Below are 16,836 nucleotides of genomic sequence, written 5' to 3'. Positions count from 1 at the left end.
ATGGCTGTCACCAGTATCTGGTACATTTCAAATGTTCTAAGCGTCGTATCATATAGGAACTTCAAATTCCTTTTCTACTCTTACACTATAATTTTATTGCTATCCTTTTCAAAATGATAGTTCTTATTTTTTGGTACTCTTTAAGAACTCCGGAATTTTAATATCCTTCTCATGAACAGTACTTTCCGGTCTCTTTGGTTTGGTAATTCCAATAAATGGAGAAGCTGTCGGAGCTGGCTGCTGTGCAGCAGTCTGTCCCAGAGTAGATGTTGCTCCGAAACTGCTGTTGGTTGTAACATTAGCAGTACGGTTTACAAGTCCGGAATTAATGACCGGTCTGGTGGTTGCTGCTGTATTTGGATATTTCAATCCGGACATAAGATTAGAAGATGCAGTGGTTTTTGCTGCATTCTCTTCCAGTCCTGTTGCAATTACAGTAATCGTTGCAGCATCTGTCATAGTCTCATCATATTTTGCACCAAAGATAATATTTGCATTATCGCCGGCAAGATCTTCTACATAGCTTGCTGCATCATTGGCATCCATAAGAGAAATATCACCGGAAATATTGATAATAACATGGCTTGCTCCATTGATAGTTGTCTCAAGCAATGGACTGGTAACAGCCAGTTTGACTGCCTCAATTGCCTTATCATCACCCTTAGCCATACCGATACCGATATGTGCAAGACCCTTGTCCTTCATAACAGTCTGAACATCTGCGAAATCAAGGTTAATCAATGCCGGCATATTAATCAGATCTGTGATTCCCTGAACCGCCTGCTGAAGCACCTCATCTGCTTTCTTTAATGCATCCGGGAAGGTTGTTCTGCGGTCTACAATCTCTAATAATTTATCATTTGGAATTACAATCAAGGTATCTACATTCTCACGAAGCTTGTCAACACCGCTTAAAGCATTTACCATTCTTGCTTTTGCTTCAAATTTAAACGGCTTAGTTACAACACCAACGGTAAGAATTCCCTGATCCTTTGCAATCTTTGCCACAACAGGAGCTGCTCCTGTACCGGTTCCGCCACCCATACCACAGGTTACGAATACCATATCTGCACCTTCAATAGCTGCTGACAACTCTTCCATACTCTCTTCTGCAGCTTTGGCTCCAACCTCCGGCTGTGCTCCTGCTCCAAGTCCTTTGGTAAGCTTCTCACCAATCTGAATCAACGTAGGTGCTTTACATAAAAGTAATGCCTGTTTATCGGTATTTACTCCAACAAACTCAACACCACCAATATTTTCATCAATCATTCTATTTACTGCATTATTACCTGCACCACCAACACCAATTACAATAATTTTAGCACTGGATTCTGCTTCTGTTGTTTTAATTTCAAGCAAGGTAGTTCCTCCTTCTCTCCCTCATTCTATATGTAATCTATGAGAAATCTGCTTTACAGATTTCTCATAAAAAGTATGCCTTTATTTACTCATATACTCTATCATATAATTTTTCGTAAAAATAATCAACCTATATTTTCTGTTTTTTTGAAAAAATTACGCCGTCTTTTCAAAAGTAATATCTGTGGTATCTTCTGTCCAGTCTTCCAGATGAAGAATGCCTGTAAGTCCTTCCAGATTTGGCATAATTTTCTCCATACGAACTACTTTTTCCGTAAGGCTGGTTGCCTGTCCAAGATTCACCGTAATCGTTCCGTACTGCAGGGTCACGTTTCCCTGGTCATCATAATTGATGGTATCCGGAACCAGATTATACTTCTTTAAGGTCTGGGTTACTGCCAGCAAATCCTTTAGGGTATCTTTTCCGCTTACGTCAAGTTTTTCATAAAGCACTGCATCCCCACAAGCCAGTCCGGTAATCTGCGGTACTCCTTCGATGACATCTGTAGACATTTCCACTACAAAGCCATCTTTGTCAAAATAGACATTCTGTCCCAGGGAATCCATATATAAGTAGCCCAGCAGTCCTTTTTCATATACTTCTACATGAAGGGTATGCGGTGATTTGACACTCACCTCCATCGTATCAATAAACGGAACTTTCTGTGTATCAAAGAAACGATATTTAAAATATACATATAATGTATTCCAGGAATAGTCATCATTTAAGACCCATTCCTTAATCTGCTCATCACTGTATAATTTATTGCCTTCTACTTCGACATTTTTTACGGTAAATACCTTGATTACAATGAGTGCTGCCAGTGCCAGAATCAACAGTGTAGTCAGAAATCCAATCAGGATATGTTTTCTTCTTCTCTTCTTTCTGCGTTCTTCTCGTATCATATCCTATCCCTCCAACTGAATTCCTCTGGAAACACTTAACGCAAGTCCCATTTCTGCTAAGAGGAATGATGCCGAAGTACCACCATAACTGATAAAAGGAAGTGTGATACCGGTATTTGGAATACTGTTGGTTACAACGGCGATATTAAGGATTACCTGAATGGCAATGTGAGCCATAATACCAACCACCAGCAATGCACCATATAAATCTTTCGCATTATTGGCAATTACCATAAAACGCCACAGCATTAAGATAAACAGCAAAATCAGGCAGATTGCTCCGAATAATCCAAGCTCCTCACAGATGATGGAAAATACCATATCATTCTGCGCTTCCGGTACGAACCCAAGCTTCTGCATACTGGCACCAAGTCCTTTTCCAAAAAGTCCTCCAGAACCAATGGCATATAAGCCCTGCATGGTCTGATAACCTTTATCATAATTCTCCGGATGGAGCCAGATTTTGATACGTTCTGCACGATAGCTTGCCAGTACAATAAAGACTGCTCCGAAAGCGAATACTGCGATTGCCATTCCCACAAACTGCGCATATTTCGGGCTTGCCACGAACGCCATTGCCACTGCGATACCCACAATGATAATCGCGGTACTTAAGTTCGTATAAGCAACCGGTCCAACCAGCGGAAGCAGTAAAACCATTACCTTCATCAGTTCCTTCAGATCGCCAATCTTCTTTTGCATGCGGCTGATTACCGTTGCAAGAAAAATAATGACAGCAAGCTTTGCAAACTCAGATGGCTGGAAAGAAAGCGGACCAAGGCGGAACCATCTGGTAGAACCATTTCCATTCGATCCTAAAAAGATAACGGAAACGCACAGTAAAAATGCGCCTATGTATGCCACACCATACAGTTTCTTCCACACATGATAATCAATCTTGGAAATCACAAACATGGCAGCAAATCCAAGGCAGCATGCAAATGCCTGCCGCTTTAGATAATGAGTTCCATCGCCATACTCAATCTGTGCATTATAAGAACTGGTGCTGTACAGCATAACCAGACCAAAACACACTAAGAAAATAATAACAAACAAAAGTGTATAGTCAAAATATTTAATTGTCTTTTCTTTTGTGCCTGATTTTCTTCCCGGTCTGCGGCCCATAAATCACTACTCCTTTAAATTGCGCACCAAATCCTTAAATATTCTTCCTCGTTCTTCGTAGCTTTTAAACATATCCCAGCTTGCACATGCCGGTGATAATAATACGGCATCACCGGAAACTGCATTGTCATAGCAGATATTTACTGCCTCTTCGAGACTGTCTGCGAATACATACTCTGTAAATCCATGTCTCTTTGCACAGTCTGCAATCTTCTCTTTTGTTACTCCGATTAATACTAATTTCTTTACTTTACCATCGAAGCTTTCTATCCATTCATCATATTCAGACTGCTTATCATAGCCACCGCCAATGAGAAGTGTCGGACGGTTCATTGCCTGAATTCCCTTAATCGCTGCATCCGGGTTTGTTCCCTTGGAATCGTTATAGAATTTTACGCCACGTTTCTCCGTAACATATTCAATTCTATGCTCTACTGCCTGGAACTCACGCAGTGTTTTTACAATGACATCCATCGGTACTCCGATACTTATGGTCATGGCAACTGCCGCCATAACATTTTCATAATTATGGGTTCCAAGAATATTTAGCTCATTGACATCAATGACTTCTTCCTCTTTGCCCTCAGAGACATAAATAATCTTCTCACCATTTAAATAACATCCATTCTGTACCGGCTTTTTACTGTCAAACCAGAGCACTTTCATGGATAAGGATTCCCCAAATTTGCGAAGTACTTCATCCTCATAATTTAAGACGCAGACATCGTTTGCTTTCTGATTCTTTGTAATGTCCTCTTTTGCCTTAATATAATTTTCCATGGTATGATGACGGTTCAGATGATCCGGTGTAATATTTAAAATAGCAGATACATCCGGAGCAAAATCTACAATTGTCTCTAACTGGAAACTGCTGATTTCTGCTGCTGTTACCGTTTCTTCTGTGGTATCTGCCGCTACCGATGTATATGGAATTCCAATATTTCCTACGACTTTTACATCCTTAAAGTAATTGGATAAAATTTCTCCCACCAGTGTAGTGGTTGTCGTCTTGCCATTCGTTCCTGTAATTGCAAGGATTTTTCCTTTTGCCACCTGATAAGCAAGCTCAATCTCACCAATAATGGTAATTTTCTTATCACGCATGGCATTTACCAATGGTAAATCGGTTGGAACACCCGGACTTAACACAACAAAATCCAGTTTATCCATCACTTCTTCCGGAAGGGTGCCCACATAGATTTCTGCCTTGGCAAAGCTCTCCGATTTTTCTTTGATTTCTGCTACACTCTGCTTTTCATTTCCTTCAAAAACGAAAATATTCGCATTCTGTTTTTCTAACAGCTCTGCTGCAGCAATTCCACTTTTCCCAGAGCCAAATACCAGTACATTTTTCTCCTGAAATTCCATTTTATTCACTCCTGTCTCTTTATAATCCAATCAATGCAACCAGACATAAGATTGCTGTTACAATTGAAAATACTGCCACTACCCTGGTCTCTGACCAGCCACCTAATTCAAAGTGGTGATGAATCGGAGCCATACGGAAAATTCTCTTTCCACCTGTTTTTTTAAAATAGGTTACCTGAATGATAACAGATAATACTTCTACCAGATAAATCAGTCCCACAATCAGAAGGAAAATTGGCATCTGAAGCATATATGCGGTAGCTGCCACAAATCCACCCAGTGCAAGAGAACCGGTATCTCCCATAAATACACTTGCCGGATATACATTAAACAGAAGGAAGCCCATCAATGCACCTACTACAGCACAGGTAATCGGTTCGATTCCGCTGTTGGTTCCCACTGCAACTACAGTAAAGAAGGTTGCTACGATAATGGTTACGCTGGTAGCAAGACCATCTAAGCCATCGGTAAAGTTGACTCCGTTTACAGTTCCGATTACTGCAAAATACATGACCGGAATTGCAAGCCAGCCAATATTCCAGTATTTTCCACCGGAAAATGGAAGCAGCATTGTAAGGGAAACATCTGAAAACTTCACCATGTATACCACAAAAACAGTGGTCACTACAAGCTGGCATAACATTTTCTGCCATGCAAGCAGTCCATCCGACCGTCTCAGTACAACCTTCAAATAATCATCTAAAAATCCAATTACGCCAAATCCTACTACCATAAAGAGAATCGGAATAATCTTCGGATAATCTTTTACATAAATCAGACTGGTTACAATAATACTTGCGATAATCATCAATCCACCCATGGTAGGGGTTCCCATTTTCTTCTGATGGGATTCAAGCTCTTTCCGCTCCGTCTGACCAACTTTCAATCTTCTTAAAAAAGGAATTACGACCGGTCCTAACAATGCACTCACTGCAAAAGCGATAATAACCGGAAGAATAACATGATACGTCATAACTGCACCTCTTTTTATTTTCTTTTTGTATATCATTTCAACTTATCTAGTATACGTTATTTAGAGATTTCCTGCAAGATATCTTCCCAAAGTTTCACGGATTTTCCTGAATTTCCGCATCTTCTGTAACCAGTGCCTGCTCAATGCCAAGATATGGCAGAATATTGGAAAACAAATCCCGGCAGACCGGTGCTGCTATGGTTCCACCATAATAAACGCCTTGTGGATTATTGATAATAATTAAGGCAAGTACCTGCGGATCGTCAGCCGGAGCAAAACCTAAAAAAGAAGAAATATACCTTTTTTCACTACGTGGAAGCGTCTGGGACGTTGCGGTTTTGCCGCCAATAGAAAAGCCTTCAAGAGCCGCATTCTTTCCACTGCCCTCAGATACTACTTTTTCCAGCAAATAGCGCATGGTGGTGGAAGTTTCTTCGCTTACAATATGTTCCTTTTGTCCATAGACAAAAGTATGTGTCACTTCTCCTTCTGCATTTTTCGTCTCCACGCCAAAATGCGGCGTCACACGGTTTCCTCCATTTATAATAGAGGAAACCGTAGTTGCAAGCTGAATCGGTGTAATCTGGAAGGACTGCCCAAAGGACATGGTTGCAAGCTCCACCTGACCGATATTTTCTCTTTTATGCATAATGGTGGATGCTTCCCCCGGTAAATCTATATTTGTCCTGGATAATAAACCAAACTGTTCAAAATAATCGCAGAAGCGGTCGGAACCGATACGAAGTCCGATTTCTATGAATACCGGGTTGCAGGAATTCATAATGCCATGGGTAAAATCCTCTGCCCCATGCCCTCCCACTTTATGGCAGCGGATTCTCCTGTCCTCCACAATCTTATATCCCGGACAGTTAAACTGGTCAGAAAGACTTACTTTTCCCTCCTCCAAGGCTGCGGATGCTGTTATTATCTTAAAAGTGGATCCCGGTTCATAAGTGTCATTGATGCACTGGTTTCTCCACATTTTATTTAAAGCATCCTGCTTCTCCTCTTCACTCAATTCCGTGTCAATCTCCGTATTTAAGGTAAAAGGTTCATTGAGATTAAACTCCGGTTCATTTACCATGGCAAGGATTTCGCCATTCTGCGGATTCATCACAAGGATGCTGACACTGTCTGCCTGTTTTTCCTCCCGTACCTTTACTGCTGCCTGCGCTGCATACATCTGGATATTATAATCAAGACTTAAATAAAGGTCATCTCCTTCTACCGGCTCACTCCGCCTCTCTCCGGCATTTTTGATCTCTACGCCTCTGGCATCTGTCAATGTAAGTATCTTTCCATTGATGCCCTCCAGATATTCATCATATTTTACTTCTATTCCGACAATTCCCTGATTGTCTCCGCCAGTAAATCCGATTACTTTAGAAGCCAGTTCATTATAAGGATAATACCGTTTATAATCTTCATCGATCTTCACGCCCGCCAGTTCATAGGCTCGAATCGCATCTCCGGTTTCTTTCTCCACATTCGTCTTAATCCGTTCAATGGAACTAACCTTCTCTACCCGCTTCCGCACTGTCTCTTCTGACATGCCAAGCTCTTTTGTTAAAACTGCAATTACCTTTTCCGGGTCTTCTATCTGGCTGTGAATCACAGAAATCGTACATACCGTCTTATTTTCTGCTAAAACCACACCATTTCTGTCATAAATATTCCCTCTTGCCGCCTTGATATCCCTTTCTCTTTCATGGAGGTTCTCAGCCCGGACCCCATAGTATTCTGAACAGAATATCATAAGATACACCAGTCGTCCCATCAGAAATACCATCAGCAGTAATACTGCCACAAAAATAATCATAATTTTTCGTCGGTTAAAGGTTTTATTCCGATAGATGCAAAATCTGTTTTCTTCTTCCTCCTGCATTTTTTGCTGAAACATAAAAACATAACCTCATAAAAGCAGTTATTATAATCTATTACAACTTTTACAAGGTTATGTTGTTTTCTCTATTGTGCTACATCCTGTGGCTGTAAACCATCCTCCGGTGGTACTGTTTCCTCTGCAATATCCGGTGTCTGGTCTACCATAGAATCCTCCGGTGCAGAATCCGGAACATCTGTTGTTCCATCTGCCGGTGCTTCTGCCGGGTCTGTCTCTTCTGTTACAACAATGTCCTCATCCGGATAAATATTAAGATAAGGCAGTGTCTCTTCGAAAATTCCCTTTGCGATTTCCTGTGCAAAGGTACTGTGAAACTCTTCTTCTGCGTTTGGTTCGTCTACTACTACATATACCAAAAGCTGCGGATTGTCTACTGGTGCAAAACCGATAAAGGAAACCAGATAATTTCCCTGTCCTCGAGGAAGCTTCTGTGCTGTTCCGGTCTTTCCACCCATAGAGTATCCCGGCACTTTTGCATATTTTCCGGTACCATCGGAAACCGTTGCATAAAGATACTGTTTTAATAATTCACTGGTAGATGAAGACACTGTTTTCTTTAACAAGGTTCCATTGTCTTCCTGTATGACATTCCCATTTTCATCTGTTATTTTCTTTACCACATGTGGCTGATAATAGTTACCACCATTAATAATGGAACAAAAAGCACTTGCCACCTGTATCATGGTAACATTAAAGTTCTGTCCAAAGGAATTGGTAGCCAGGTTAATGGTGCTTAGCTGGTCTTCGGTATAAATTAAGGAATCGGTTCTGGCCTCTCCCGGTAAATCAATGTTTGTCTTGGTACCAAAGCCGAAAATCTGCTGATACTTGGAGAAATTCTCAGGTCCGATATCATAAGACATCTGCATCAGGGCATCATTACAGGAATTCTTTAAGGCATCTTCTACTGTTTCAAGTCCATGTCCGTTGGTATTTACACAGTGAATGTCATGACCGGAAATCGTCTCGTATCCATCACAGATAAAAGTACGGTTCGGGTCTAAAGTTCCGGTATCCAGACCACAGGCTACGGTAAAAGGTTTTACGGTAGAGCCCGGTTCATAAGTATAAGTAATGCAGAAATTAGACCATAACTGGTTTAAAGCATCCAGTTCTGCATCGTCATCCATAGCATCAATTTCTTCCTGGGTATAATAGGCAGACAAATCCCTTGGATTACTACTGTCATAATTTGGATAATTTGCCATGGCAAGCACTTCAGCATTCTGGGGGTTCATTACAATAACTCCCACATGTTTACTTCCAGCACCTTCTCTTGCTGCATCCCTGTATTCTTCTTCAAATGCAGCAATCTTATCTTCTACGATTTTCTGGATATTTGCATCAATGGTCAGTGTAACATCATTACCATTCTGGGCATCGATTACTGTCTTCTCAAAATTACTGTCGGAATTCAGATAACCATATTCTCTTCCGTTGGTTCCATTCAAAACACTGTTATAGGAATTTTCCACTCCATTCATTCCCAGATTACCGCTGGTAGTAAATCCTACTACCGCACTGGCTAGAGAACCATATGGATATTCTCTCTGGTATTCTTTTTCAAACCAGACTCCATTAATTTTTCCTTTTTTCTCTGCATCGCCGCTCTTCTTATCGGAAGCTTCCTTTTCTGCCGCCTGCATATCTTCAAACGCCCGAATCTCTTCATAGCTTAATTTCTTTGCCAGAACATTGTACTGGCTCTTTGGCTTATCCGTAATCAGATTACGTAAATCGGTTTCATTCAGCTGTGGGAAACAGGTTATCAGTGCATCGATGGTCGGGTCAATATCTGCCGAATCACTGTTTAATACCTTACAGTCTAATATCACATTGTATACATCCACGCTGGTTGCAAGTATCGTTCCCTTGCAGTCTGTAATATTTCCACGCTGATAAGGAATGACCGTACTGTCATATTTCTGCTGGGATAATACTTTCTTTTCGTATTTCTTTCCACTGGTGTGTTCAATATACATCAATCTTACAATTAATCCCAACAAAAGTAGTGCTATTATTACAAACAGCACTACAAGTTTCTTTTGCATTTTCTTACTAAATTTTGCTATTTTCTTTCCGCCGCGTCTCTTTCCTGCCATTTTACCACCACGTTTGTTTCCTACTTATTCGGAATATCCTCAAACTGATTCATATAATCTTCTTTATCAACCGTATAATGTATAATCTGGTCCGGTCCCGCATAGCTCATGCCAAGCTGGTTCATTGCTATATCCTTGATGGTTGAAAGATCTACTGCTGTCTCGATTCTTTTTTCTGCCGCATCATTATCTGCCTTTAATTCAGCTACCTGGCTTTCTAATGCAGAAATTGTCTTTAAATGCGTTGTAATTCCAGACTGCAGACGGATATACAGTACTGCTGCCACACACATAACCAGCAGCGATACAGATAAAAATGCCACATAACCCAAATCCATATGTGCTGACTTCTCCTGATTCTTCTGCGCCATACGTCTGTTGCGCTGTCTGATTTCCTCCCGCTGCTTTTCTTCCTGTTCTCTGCGGTAATCCGGTGCAGCTTCTAATTTACGGACAGTGTTTCCATCTATGTAAGTCCGTGTTCGATAATTTCTTCTTGTCTTCTCCATTTTCACGTCTCTCCCTAGTCATTGATATGCCGTTCAAATACTCTTAATTTTGCGCTTTTTGCTCTCGGATTCTCTTCCATTTCAGATTTCGTTGGAAGAATCGGTTTTCTAGTGATTACTTTTCCTTTTGGTTTCTTGCCACATACACACACCGGAAATTCTTTCGGACAGGTACATGGATTTTCATTTTTGCGAAAGATGTTCTTTACAATTCTGTCTTCCAGGGAATGGAAGGTAATGATACAGATTCTTCCATCTTCTTCTAAAAGGTCTATCATCTCATCCAGGGTATCCGATAAGACTTCCAGCTCACGATTCAGTTCAATACGAATTGCCTGAAACGTTCTCTTTGCCGGATGTCCGCCAGTACTCTGTACTTTCATCGGTATGGATGCCCGGATAATTGCGGTCAGCTCTCCGGTTGTCTCAATTGGTTTCTTTGCCCGGGCTGCGACAATATGCTTTGCAATATTCTTTGCGAACCGGTCTTCCCCATAGTCTCTTATGATACGATACAACTCTGATTCACTGTAATCATTTACAATATCTTTTGCCGTTAATGTCTGACGCTGATCCATTCTCATGTCCAGTGGTGCATCTTCTTCCCGGTAGGTAAATCCACGCTCCGGTGTATCTAACTGAAAGGAAGATACTCCCAGATCAAGAAGAATTCCATTTACCTTCGTCACTCCGATACGGTTCAATTCTTCTTTCATATTGCAGTAATTGCTGCGGATTATGGTTACTTTATCAGAATAATCCTTTAACCGCTCACTGGCTGCTGCAATTGCATCTTCGTCCTGGTCAATTCCTATCAGCCTTCCGTTCTCATTCAGCCTTTTTACAATTTCGGAAGAATGTCCCGCTCCACCGAGCGTTCCGTCTACATAAATTCCGTCCGGGCGAATATTCAGATTGTCTATGGTCTCATGCAAGAGAACCGATGTGTGTTTAAATTCCATGTTCACTCCTTTAGATACTCAAGCCAAGTTCTGCCATGTGTTCTGCAACTTCATCCATGTCATCATAAGTATTGGTATCCTGCCATCTGTTCTTGTCCCAAATCTCAATTCGCTTTAAGACTCCGACTGATACGACTTCTTTCTCTAATCCGGCAAATTCTCTTAACACTGCCGGAAGAAGAATTCTTCCCTGCTTGTCCACTTCACAGGTTGTTGCTCCTGCAAAGAAGAAACGTGAGAATTTTCTTGCATCTTTTGAGGTAAGTGGTACGTTGCGGAATTTTTCTTCAATGTTCTGCCATTCTTCATTTGGGTACACAAAAAGACACCCATCCAAACCCTTCGTTACTACAAACTCATCACCGAGCTGTTCTCTGAATTTGGAAGGAACAATCATTCTGCCCTTGGCGTCTATGTTGTGACTGTACTCTCCCATGAACATTGTCAAACACCTCAGTCCGGTTGCTATTTATCCACAAAGTTATCAACTTATCCACCACTTTGTGCCATTTTCAACCACTTTCCTCCACTTATGAATACATATTACCCCACTTTTGGGAAAAAATCAATATACTACACATAAAAATGCACAAAAAAAAGAAGCACATTTCTCAATGTACTTCTTTCCACTTACTCTTTACTTTTATCTTATTGGTACAAGTTCTTTTTGCTCACATAGCGATACATAGTTCTCAATCAGTCTGTCCACTTCCAGGCTCAGGTCATAGCATTCATCCATACTTTTCGCTCGTTCCAGTGCTTCATCCAGTCGGATTCTTGCACGTTCAATCGCAATGCGAAGTGCTTCCCTTTCATCCATAAGCATTTCTCCTATGCTGTGTCCCATCTCTGTGTTGTTCTTTGTAAATTCATTTTACTCTGCTCATCACCAAAAATCAAACAAAATATAACATCTTTTTTCGTCAATATTCGACAGCAAGCGGCATTTTTTCCTTATGCTGTGTTTTATAAAACAAATCGGCAATGGCCTCCACCAGCATCCGGTTGGTTGCTACTATATTCCGAATATCTGTTTCTATATTAATTTTTCTTCCAAGATACTGTTTATGCCTCTCTAAAATATATTCATACAGTGCCTCTGCATCAGAAAAATCAGCCTGCACTTTTTCTCCTGCTTCCATATTCCGGCTCATAATATAATTTTTAAGGCTTCGCTTCAATTGTTCTTCATAGGAACAATGATCCTTTAAGTTTCCCGGATAAATCTTGTTATGCGGATAAGTAAAATAATCAGCTACATAATGCGTTACCTGCCCGAGATTCATATAATACCGGCGTTTACGGGTCAGTTTCCCCTGCTGTTTACCGAAAATCAATTGATTCACCATCTTTTTCACATCCGGAAACGTCCCATTGATTTCATGTTTCTTATATACAAAAGATGGTTTGCAATCCGGCAGGATGCTGCCAATATAAAAAGACAGTCTATGTTTCTTAAGTTCTTCATCCTCTGTATTCTTTGCAATATAACGTGCCAGCAAAATATGTGATTTTTTTCTCATTTGCTTCCTCCTGTTTACCATCTACACCTTACACATTACTTCTGCTTTATTTATGCTTCAATCACATTATACTTTCTTTCATCTCATTTACAATAGTATTTTTCTTAAGATTCTTCTAAATTTCTGTGTCCAATCTGTTAAGAGTAGACACAGAAATATTTTGCTAAAACTTACTGATATTCCACTTTTTAGGAACAACAGAAGCTGGCACACTCTGTTTCCATACAGGTACAGGCATTCGTTCCGGCTACCTGGATGTCTTTTGCATGACATTTTCTTCCTTCATTGAATTTACAGTTTACTGCCTCACAGGTAACATCGCTCATCTTAGGCGGTTTACCGGTCGAATTGGCACATCCACAGTTTTTCTTCTCTTCAAAACTTCCACAGCTTGTCTCGCTATTGCGGTTTGCATGTGCACCCTCTACCGTAATATTTCCACGGCAACAGCAATCATCTTTCTGGAAACTGCAGCTTCTTACAGAACATTTTAATTCTGTCACAAAAATCATCTCCTTTCTTTCGTTACATGTTTAGTATCTCCAAAGGAAATCTTTTTATGTTACCAACTTCATGTAAAAAAGAATGTACCTTGACACATTCTCGTGCCTGCGGCGGCTGCTTTCCTGTAAAGCAAAAAAGACTGTTGTCCGGTGCAAATTGCCAGCAACAGTCTTTTTGAATCCATATAAATTATAAAATTAAAAATTAGATTTTATTGCATTTTTATTTTTCTTCTGCAACTTCTTCCTTACGGATTTCCTTTGTACGAATCTCTTCGCAGATTGCATCAATGAATTCTCCTAAAGGTTTTACACCTTCATCTCCTGCAAAACGGCTTCTTACGGATACGGTTCCGTCCTCTGCCTCCTGCTGACCAACTACCAGCATGTACGGCAGCTTATCCAGTCTTGCTTCACGAATCTTGAATCCGATTTTCTCAGAACGGTTATCAACCGTTACATCTACATCATGAGCTGCTAATTCTTTTCTTACCTGCTCTGCATAGTCTGCATATTTTTCAGAAATCGGCAATACTCTTACCTGTTCCGGGCAAAGCCAGGTTGGGAATTTTCCTGCATAATGTTCAATCAGCCATGCAAGGGTACGCTCATAACATCCCATGGATGTACGATGGATAATCCAAGGAAGTACTTTCTCACCCTTCTCATCGATATAGTACATGCCAAACTTCTCTGCACTTGCACAGTCAAGCTGGATGGTAACCATGGTATCTTCTTTTCCATATACATTCTTTGCCTGAATATCAATCTTTGGTCCGTAGAATGCAGCTTCCCCATCTGCTTCTGTATACTTGATGCCATTCTTATCCATAACATCACGCAGATACTGCTGGGTACTGTTCCAATATGCTTCGTCGCCCAGATATTTTTCTTTGTTGTTCGGATCCCATTTGGACAGACGGTAAGTAACATCTCCATCGATACCAAGTGTAGTCATTACATAATGGCAAAGTTCAGTACATCTGGTAAGTTCTTCTTCCGCCTGTTCCGGGCAAAGAATAATATGTGCCTCTGTAATAGTAAACTGTCTGACACGGGTAAGTCCATGCATCTCTCCGGAGTCCTCATTCCGGAACAATGTAGAAGTCTCTGACATCCGATATGGCAGATCTCTGTAAGAGTGCTGTTCATTCATGTATACATAATACTGGAATGGACAGGTCATCGGACGCAGTGCCATTGTCTCTTTGTCGTCGCTGTCCTTATTTAAAATGAACATTCCATCCATGTAGTGATCCCAGTGTCCGGAAATCTTATAGAGGTCGCTCTTTGCCATCAGCGGAGTTCTGGTACGTACATAACCCCACTCTTTATCCTCTAAGTCTTCTATCCAACGCTGCAGTTTCATAATCATCTTGGTTCCCTTCGGTGTAAATAAAGGAAGTCCCTGTCCGATAACGTCAACAGTGGTAAATAATCCCATTTCACGGCCAAGTTTGTTATGGTCACGGCGTTTGGCATCTTCTAATTTCTCTAAGTATTCTTTTAACTCTTCCTTCTTATTAAAAGCAGTACCATAAATTCTCTGTAATCTTGCTTTGTCAGAATTACCTCTCCAATATGCCATGGAAGATGATGTCAGCTTAAATGCCTTTACGCCCTTGGTTGTCATCAGATGTGGGCCAGCACATAAATCTACGAAGCCGCCCTGGTCATAGAAAGAAATTTCTTCTCCCTCTGGTAATTCTTCAATCAGTTCTACTTTGTATGGCTCATTACGTTCCTGCATGAATTTGATTGCTTCCTCTCTTGGAAGTGTGAATCGTTTTAATTCATGACCTTCCTTGATAATCTTCTTCATCTCTGCTTCCAGATTATCGAGGTCTTCTCTTGAAAATGGGGCATGATCAAAATCATAATAGAATCCATCTTCAATTGCCGGTCCGATCGTAATCTTGGCATCCGGAAATAATTTCTTTACCGCCTGAGCCAGTACATGGGATGCAGTATGGCGGATTACCTTTAATCCTTCTTCATCACTTGCTGTTATAATATTTAAATTGCAGTCCTTGTCAAGAACGGTTCGTAAATCCACCACTTCTCCGTCTACTTCACCGGCGCATGCAACTCTTGCAAGGCCTTCGCTGATATCTGCTGCAATATCATAGACTGATTTTGCTTCACTGTACTCTTTTACTGAGCCATCTTTTAATGTGATTTTCATGTTCAAGTCTCCTTTTCTTATTATATTGGTATTAATAACTGCAAAGTAAAAAATCCCTGATGCATAAAATTTATGCATCAGGGACGATACTCTATCGTGGTTCCACCCTGCTTGCTGTACTTATCGTACAACCGCTCATTCTGATGATAACGGAATCACCGGACCGGATTGGGGTCACTCAGAGCTGGTCTTCACATTACACTCCATCAGAATACTCTCACCAGATGTATTCCTCTCTTTGACTTCCTGTCATGCTACTCGTCTCTTCTTTGTTTTGTCCTTTTGACAAAAGCTATTGTATACTCTTTTTTCTGCTATGTAAAGAGTTTTTCTGCGAAATATTTTCCAAATGTTTTCCAAAATATTTTATTCTTATCTTCCGCAGCAGAATTTATATTTCTTTCCACTTCCACAAGGACACGGATCATTTCTTCCAACTTTCTTTCCAACTACAACAGTGCCGGATTTCTTCTGTTCTAAATAAAGCTTTCTCTTGGTATCTGCATCAAAAATTTCATCCCACTGTGGTAATTCATAGAGCCAGTCAGCTTTGGCATCTACCATGTTCTTGTATAATTTTTCTTTATCGAATGCAAGGCTTACCTTGGTATCCTCTTCCATAGTATCAATTGGGTTTGGTGTTACCAGGCTGTCATTGATTCCATCTAAGAATCCAGTCATATCCATAATGCTGAGGTCGTATTTCTCTGCCAGCTCTTTTACAGTTCCTTCTACCTTCTCATCCGGGTTTGTTAAAAGCTTCTCATATACGCCCTTCTCTAACATAAAATATCTCTGCCAGAACTTCTGTAATTTTCCTCTATCTGCCTGCTGATCATAAGCAATCTTCTGCCATTCTTCTAATAATGCCATTGTTCATATCCATCCTTTAATCCATATTTAGTCGTATAACGCTTGTTTCAGTATAGCATATTTTGTGCTTTTTTCAAGTATTTATCCTCTGCAACTTTACATTTTCTGATTGACTATCCGCTGTCAAATGTTAAAATAATGTATATTGCTTTTTTCTAAAAACAGGTCATCAAAGAAAGTTGAGGTCATATATGAAAAAGACAAAACAGATTCTTGCAATTATCGGTGTTGTACTCTTAGTTGCCCTCTATGTTTCCACTCTTGTTTTTGCATTGATTGGAAGCGATTTTGCCACAAACTGTCTTAAGGCTTCCATCTATGCCACTGTGGTTGTCCCGGTTCTCATCTGGGCTTATACCATGGTATACCGCTTACTTAAGAATCATTACTCTTTAAGAGAAGATTTGGATTCCATCAAAAAAGAAGCTTCCGGGCAGGATGCTTCCGCAAAAACTTCAAATGAATCAAACGTAAAAAAAGAGGATCGTGAATATGTACCGACCCCTAAAAGTTAGACCAAAAAATCTAACGATTGGAGGTCGGTA

The 16,836-nt window shown here is 40.5% G+C and carries 16 protein-coding genes and 1 other annotated feature; of the genes, 1 reads left to right on the top strand and 15 read right to left on the bottom strand.

The genetic code is table 11. From position 1 onward, the window contains the following. Positions 1 to 123 precede the first annotated feature (123 nt). The 15 genes from ftsZ to DWX96_RS13705 all read right to left on the bottom strand — a co-directional run bounded on the left by ftsZ (position 124) and on the right by DWX96_RS13705 (position 16,291). Entirely contained in the window at positions 124 to 1,359 is a 1,236-nt protein-coding gene (ftsZ, locus tag DWX96_RS13770) for a cell division protein FtsZ (protein WP_118057797.1), read from the bottom strand. Positions 1,360 to 1,515: 156 nt separating this feature from the next. Continuing rightward, positions 1,516 to 2,265: a cell division protein FtsQ/DivIB gene (locus DWX96_RS13765; RefSeq protein ID WP_118057798.1), complete on the bottom strand. Its 750-nt coding sequence runs from the start codon at positions 2,263 to 2,265 to the stop codon at positions 1,516 to 1,518. A 3-nt stretch (positions 2,266 to 2,268) separates the two neighbouring features. Continuing rightward, positions 2,269 to 3,390 (bottom strand): putative lipid II flippase FtsW, encoded by a 1,122-nt coding sequence (ftsW, locus tag DWX96_RS13760; protein ID WP_118057799.1) that lies wholly within the window; start codon positions 3,388 to 3,390, stop codon positions 2,269 to 2,271. A gap of 6 nt (positions 3,391 to 3,396) precedes the next feature. After that, a complete protein-coding gene (gene murD / locus DWX96_RS13755; protein ID WP_117698313.1) occupies positions 3,397 to 4,758 on the bottom strand; it encodes a UDP-N-acetylmuramoyl-L-alanine--D-glutamate ligase in 1,362 nt (453 codons plus the stop codon). A 19-nt stretch (positions 4,759 to 4,777) separates the two neighbouring features. Continuing rightward, on the bottom strand, positions 4,778 to 5,731 hold the full coding sequence (gene mraY, locus DWX96_RS13750) for a phospho-N-acetylmuramoyl-pentapeptide-transferase (RefSeq protein WP_117698314.1): 954 nt from the start codon (positions 5,729 to 5,731) through the stop codon (positions 4,778 to 4,780). A gap of 94 nt (positions 5,732 to 5,825) precedes the next feature. Next, positions 5,826 to 7,631 carry a peptidoglycan D,D-transpeptidase FtsI family protein gene (locus DWX96_RS13745; protein ID WP_242988810.1) on the bottom strand — a complete coding sequence of 602 codons (1,806 nt, stop codon included), beginning with the start codon at positions 7,629 to 7,631 and terminating at the stop codon, positions 5,826 to 5,828. Between the two features lie 68 nt (positions 7,632 to 7,699). Then, positions 7,700 to 9,736, bottom strand: a complete 2,037-nt coding sequence (locus DWX96_RS13740) for a peptidoglycan D,D-transpeptidase FtsI family protein (protein ID WP_022243370.1) — start codon at positions 9,734 to 9,736, stop codon at positions 7,700 to 7,702. A 20-nt stretch (positions 9,737 to 9,756) separates the two neighbouring features. Continuing rightward, a complete protein-coding gene (locus DWX96_RS13735) occupies positions 9,757 to 10,245 on the bottom strand; it encodes a hypothetical protein (RefSeq protein WP_117698315.1) in 489 nt (162 codons plus the stop codon). Between the two features lie 14 nt (positions 10,246 to 10,259). Continuing rightward, positions 10,260 to 11,207, bottom strand: a complete 948-nt coding sequence (gene rsmH / locus DWX96_RS13730; RefSeq protein ID WP_022243372.1) for a 16S rRNA (cytosine(1402)-N(4))-methyltransferase RsmH — start codon at positions 11,205 to 11,207, stop codon at positions 10,260 to 10,262. A 10-nt stretch (positions 11,208 to 11,217) separates the two neighbouring features. Then, positions 11,218 to 11,649 carry a division/cell wall cluster transcriptional repressor MraZ gene (mraZ, locus tag DWX96_RS13725; RefSeq protein ID WP_022243373.1) on the bottom strand — a complete coding sequence of 144 codons (432 nt, stop codon included), beginning with the start codon at positions 11,647 to 11,649 and terminating at the stop codon, positions 11,218 to 11,220. Positions 11,650 to 11,850: 201 nt separating this feature from the next. Then, positions 11,851 to 12,027: a hypothetical protein gene (locus DWX96_RS14320; RefSeq protein ID WP_022243374.1), complete on the bottom strand. Its 177-nt coding sequence runs from the start codon at positions 12,025 to 12,027 to the stop codon at positions 11,851 to 11,853. 103 nt (positions 12,028 to 12,130) lie between these two features. Continuing rightward, complete coding sequence (locus tag DWX96_RS13720; RefSeq protein ID WP_022243375.1) at positions 12,131 to 12,730, bottom strand: zinc dependent phospholipase C family protein; 600 nt, start codon at positions 12,728 to 12,730, stop codon at positions 12,131 to 12,133. Positions 12,731 to 12,918: 188 nt separating this feature from the next. Continuing rightward, positions 12,919 to 13,233, bottom strand: a complete 315-nt coding sequence (locus tag DWX96_RS13715; protein ID WP_022243376.1) for a DUF1540 domain-containing protein — start codon at positions 13,231 to 13,233, stop codon at positions 12,919 to 12,921. Positions 13,234 to 13,456: 223 nt separating this feature from the next. Next, on the bottom strand, positions 13,457 to 15,418 hold the full coding sequence (gene thrS / locus DWX96_RS13710; protein WP_117698317.1) for a threonine--tRNA ligase: 1,962 nt from the start codon (positions 15,416 to 15,418) through the stop codon (positions 13,457 to 13,459). A gap of 76 nt (positions 15,419 to 15,494) precedes the next feature. Next, positions 15,495 to 15,697, bottom strand: a binding site (T-box leader). A gap of 93 nt (positions 15,698 to 15,790) precedes the next feature. After that, entirely contained in the window at positions 15,791 to 16,291 is a 501-nt protein-coding gene (locus DWX96_RS13705; protein ID WP_022244108.1) for an SEC-C metal-binding domain-containing protein, read from the bottom strand. A gap of 191 nt (positions 16,292 to 16,482) precedes the next feature. On the opposite strand from DWX96_RS13705, the gene DWX96_RS14850 reads away from it, so the two are divergent. Next, the gene (locus DWX96_RS14850) at positions 16,483 to 16,806 is read left to right on the top strand and encodes a hypothetical protein (RefSeq protein ID WP_330416221.1); all 324 of its coding nucleotides are present in this window, start codon (positions 16,483 to 16,485) and stop codon (positions 16,804 to 16,806) included. Positions 16,807 to 16,836: the final 30 nt, after the last annotated feature.

Source organism: Roseburia sp. AF22-2LB (assembly GCF_003461125.1).
GTDB classification, from domain to species: domain Bacteria; phylum Bacillota; class Clostridia; order Lachnospirales; family Lachnospiraceae; genus Roseburia_C; species Roseburia_C amylophila.
This window is presented reverse-complemented; position numbering and strand designations above follow the sequence as displayed.

Bases quoted from the DNA above. Each gene is read 5' to 3' on its own strand.
- DWX96_RS13720 (WP_022243375.1), bottom strand. From the start codon at position 12,730: ATGAGAAAAAAATCACATATTTTGCTGGCACGTTATATTGCAAAGAAT.
- rsmH (WP_022243372.1), bottom strand. From the start codon at position 11,207: ATGGAATTTAAACACACATCGGTTCTCTTGCATGAGACCATAGACAAT.
- DWX96_RS14850 (WP_330416221.1), top strand. From the start codon at position 16,483: ATGAAAAAGACAAAACAGATTCTTGCAATTATCGGTGTTGTACTCTTA.
- DWX96_RS13765 (WP_118057798.1), bottom strand. From the start codon at position 2,265: ATGATACGAGAAGAACGCAGAAAGAAGAGAAGAAGAAAACATATCCTG.
- DWX96_RS14320 (WP_022243374.1), bottom strand. From the start codon at position 12,027: ATGGATGAAAGGGAAGCACTTCGCATTGCGATTGAACGTGCAAGAATC.
- DWX96_RS13735 (WP_117698315.1), bottom strand. From the start codon at position 10,245: ATGGAGAAGACAAGAAGAAATTATCGAACACGGACTTACATAGATGGA.
- ftsW (WP_118057799.1), bottom strand. From the start codon at position 3,390: ATGGGCCGCAGACCGGGAAGAAAATCAGGCACAAAAGAAAAGACAATT.
- DWX96_RS13705 (WP_022244108.1), bottom strand. From the start codon at position 16,291: ATGGCATTATTAGAAGAATGGCAGAAGATTGCTTATGATCAGCAGGCA.
- DWX96_RS13740 (WP_022243370.1), bottom strand. From the start codon at position 9,736: ATGGCAGGAAAGAGACGCGGCGGAAAGAAAATAGCAAAATTTAGTAAG.
- mraY (WP_117698314.1), bottom strand. From the start codon at position 5,731: ATGACGTATCATGTTATTCTTCCGGTTATTATCGCTTTTGCAGTGAGT.
- DWX96_RS13745 (WP_242988810.1), bottom strand. From the start codon at position 7,631: ATGTTTCAGCAAAAAATGCAGGAGGAAGAAGAAAACAGATTTTGCATC.
- thrS (WP_117698317.1), bottom strand. From the start codon at position 15,418: ATGAAAATCACATTAAAAGATGGCTCAGTAAAAGAGTACAGTGAAGCA.
- murD (WP_117698313.1), bottom strand. From the start codon at position 4,758: ATGGAATTTCAGGAGAAAAATGTACTGGTATTTGGCTCTGGGAAAAGT.
- mraZ (WP_022243373.1), bottom strand. From the start codon at position 11,649: ATGTTCATGGGAGAGTACAGTCACAACATAGACGCCAAGGGCAGAATG.